General features: G+C 63.2%; 4 protein-coding genes. All 4 read left to right on the top strand.

Annotation, left to right across the window (positions count from 1 at the left end; genetic code table 11):
- The first annotated feature begins 86 nt into the window (after positions 1 to 86).
- Entirely contained in the window at positions 87 to 1,190 is a 1,104-nt protein-coding gene (locus EOA86_RS29275) for an NADH:flavin oxidoreductase/NADH oxidase (protein ID WP_128344844.1), read from the top strand.
- Between the two features lie 128 nt (positions 1,191 to 1,318).
- Positions 1,319 to 1,630, top strand: coding sequence for a DUF982 domain-containing protein (locus tag EOA86_RS29270; RefSeq protein WP_065008175.1), 312 nt, complete (start codon positions 1,319 to 1,321; stop codon positions 1,628 to 1,630).
- Between the two features lie 31 nt (positions 1,631 to 1,661).
- Complete coding sequence (locus EOA86_RS29265; RefSeq protein WP_065008174.1) at positions 1,662 to 1,901, top strand: DUF2188 domain-containing protein; 240 nt, start codon at positions 1,662 to 1,664, stop codon at positions 1,899 to 1,901.
- Positions 1,902 to 2,193: 292 nt separating this feature from the next.
- Positions 2,194 to 2,806: ATP-binding cassette domain-containing protein (locus EOA86_RS29260; RefSeq protein WP_128344842.1), on the top strand; the 613-nt coding region annotated here is incomplete at its 3' end.

Here is a 2,806-nt window from a genome sequence, read left to right as displayed (position 1 = left end):
GTCCAGGGGCGCGCTTCACCGCCTCGTGTATGGCGCAGGCGCAATCCACTGCCTAAATAGCGACAGCCCCTCCCCGGAGTTTTTTGATGACCACATCCCTTTTCCAGCCGATCACGCTTGACGGCCTCGCCTTTCCCAACCGCATCGCGATCGCGCCCATGTGCCAGTATTCCGCCGATGACGGTTCGGCCAGCGACTGGCACCTGTACCACTGGATGAACCTGGCGATGTCCGGCGCCGGCATGGTCACCGTCGAGATGACCGACGTCGAGCGGCGCGGCCGCATCTCGCATGGCTGCCTCGGCCTTTACTCTGACGACAACGAGGCAGCCGCCCGGCGCGCGCTGGATGCCGCCAAGCGCGTCGCCGCCCCCGGCACCAAATTCGGCACGCAGCTTGCCCATGCCGGCCGCAAAGCATCTAACCGGAAGCCTTGGGAAGGCGGCGGGCCGCTCGGTGCCGATCAGGATCCCTGGCCGATCGTGTCCGCCTCTGCAATCGCCTACGACACGGGCTGGCAGGTGCCGCGGGCGCTGGAGGATGAGGAGATACTGCACATCATCGAACGCTTCGCCGAGGCGGCAAGGCGGGCCGAGCGGGCCGGCTTCGATTTCATCGAATTGCATGCGGCACACGGCTATCTGATCTTCCAGTTCCTGTCGCCGCTTTCCAACCAGCGCACCGACCGCTGGGGCGGCTCGCTGGAAAACCGCATGCGTTTTGTCGTCGAGATCGCCAAGGCGGTGAGGAAGGCAGTGCCCAAGCTGATGCTCGGGGCGCGCCTGTCGGTCAAGGAATGGGTCGATGGCGGCTTCGATGTCGAGGACGCGATCGAAGTGGCCAAGGCGCTGAAGGCAGCGGGCGTCGCCTATCTCTGCTGCTCGAGCGGCGGCAATTCGCCCCTGCAGAAGCTGCCGACAGGTCGGGGCTACCAGGTGCATCTGGCGGAAGCCGTGCGCAACGGCGCCGACATCCCCACCCGGGCCGTCGGCCTGATCGACGATCCGAAGCAGGCCGAGGCGATCGTCGCCCAGGGCCGTGCCGACATGGTGGCTTTGGCCCGCGCCTTTCTCGCCGATCCGCGCTGGGCGTGGCGCGCCGCCGCCACATTCGGCGAGACGATCCACCCGGCGCCGCAGCTTGCCCGCTCGGTGACGACGATGCAGCACTGGATGAAGGCGGCGGGCTGAGCGGCCATTTCCAATGGCTGCTGCCCCAATAACCGCGACCCCAATGATTGCGACCCCAATGATTGAGACCCTTGAGACCTTTACGCGGAGGGACGTGCAACCAAATCGGCCGCTCCGCGTTGGCGGCGATGATGGACAACAAGCCTTTTGAAAAGCCGGTGGTGGTCGAACTTGGCCATGTCGGCAAATACCGTGAGATCCGCAGCACCCAGGAAGCGGCGGAGTGCCTGATGACGGTCTGGCCGCTCAATCGTGGTCCCCGGCATCGCGATGCTCTCGACACTTGCCTAAAAGTGCTGGAGGGTTATCGTTCGACGGCGGATGCGCGCCGCGCATTGGTCGAAGCCGCGAAGGAATCGGACGTGCTGGTTCCCGACGAGAGATTGTCCGACGGCAGGCTGCCCGAAGGCAAACTGCCCCAAAGCAGCAAACTGCATTGAGCAGACGGAGCTTTTCCCACTGGAGGATTTCATGGCGAAGCTGACCTACAAGATCGTCGAGCATGACGGGGGCTGGGCCTACAAGGTCGGCTCGACATTCTCAGAAACGTTCCCTACCCACGAGGACGCGCTCCGCGCGGCCGAGATCGCTTCGGCCGAACAGCAGGTCGCCGGCACCACGGACGGCATCCAGTACGAGGACGCCGACGGCAAATGGCACGACGAGCTCGCCGACGGCCGGGACCGGCCGCAAACCGAAGTTTCCGATTAGGCTGGTGTCGTTTACTGATGACTTCTCGCACCTCCGTTTTCAAGGGCTGGGGCTGGGCAAGTCATTTTCCTGCCAGGATCCCGGACATGGCAGATTTCAATTCCACCGGGAACAAACACGATCAGGACCAACGAAGAAGAGTGCTTGTGACGCAGGCGCTTTACAGGGCAGTCTGGTAGCGCTACCGTTTCATCATCGCGCGTGACCAGGGAGGAACTTTGGGAGCTGCCGCGGCCAGTTAGGAAAGCGGTTTCCTTCGAAGACGTCGCAGGAAGCATTCGGGAGGAAATCGATGGCGTCTGTCGCAATTGGCGATGTCTACAAATCATTCGGAACCGTCGAAATTCTCCACGGCGTCAGCGTCGATATAGACGACGGCGAGTTCGTCACGCTGGTCGGGCCGTCGGGCTGCGGAAAATCGACCCTTCTCAGGATGATCGCTGGCCTGGAAAAGATTTCGCGCGGCCAGATCGCGATTGGCGAGCGTGTCGTCAACAACGTTGCGCCAAAAGAACGCGACGTCGCCATGGTCTTCCAGAACTACGCGCTCTACCCGCACATGACCGTCGCCGAGAACATGGCGTTCTCGCTCATGCTCAAGGGTGTTTCGAAAGCCGAAAGCGCTGCCAGCGTTAAGCGCGCCGCCGAAATCCTGGGGCTGGTGCCGCTGCTGGAGCGCTATCCCCGGCAGCTTTCCGGCGGCCAGCGCCAGCGCGTCGCCATGGGCCGGGCGATCGTGCGCGATCCGGCGGTCTTCCTGTTCGACGAGCCGCTGTCCAATCTCGACGCCAAACTCAGGGTGCAGATGCGCGCCGAGATCAAGGAACTGCATCAGCGCCTGAAGACCATGACGGTCTATGTCACCCATGACCAGATCGAGGCCATGACCATGGCCGACAAGATCG

It is taken from the genome of Mesorhizobium sp. M5C.F.Ca.IN.020.32.2.1, from assembly GCF_004023105.1.
Lineage (GTDB): Bacteria > Pseudomonadota > Alphaproteobacteria > Rhizobiales > Rhizobiaceae > Mesorhizobium > Mesorhizobium wenxiniae.
Note: the sequence above shows the minus strand (reverse complement) of the source record. Positions and strands in the feature narration are given on the sequence as shown.

Coding starts and splice junctions, on each gene's coding strand:
- EOA86_RS29275 (WP_128344844.1), top strand. CDS start 87: ATGACCACATCCCTTTTCCAGCCGATCACGCTTGACGGCCTCGCCTTT.
- EOA86_RS29270 (WP_065008175.1), top strand. CDS start 1,319: ATGATGGACAACAAGCCTTTTGAAAAGCCGGTGGTGGTCGAACTTGGC.
- EOA86_RS29265 (WP_065008174.1), top strand. CDS start 1,662: ATGGCGAAGCTGACCTACAAGATCGTCGAGCATGACGGGGGCTGGGCC.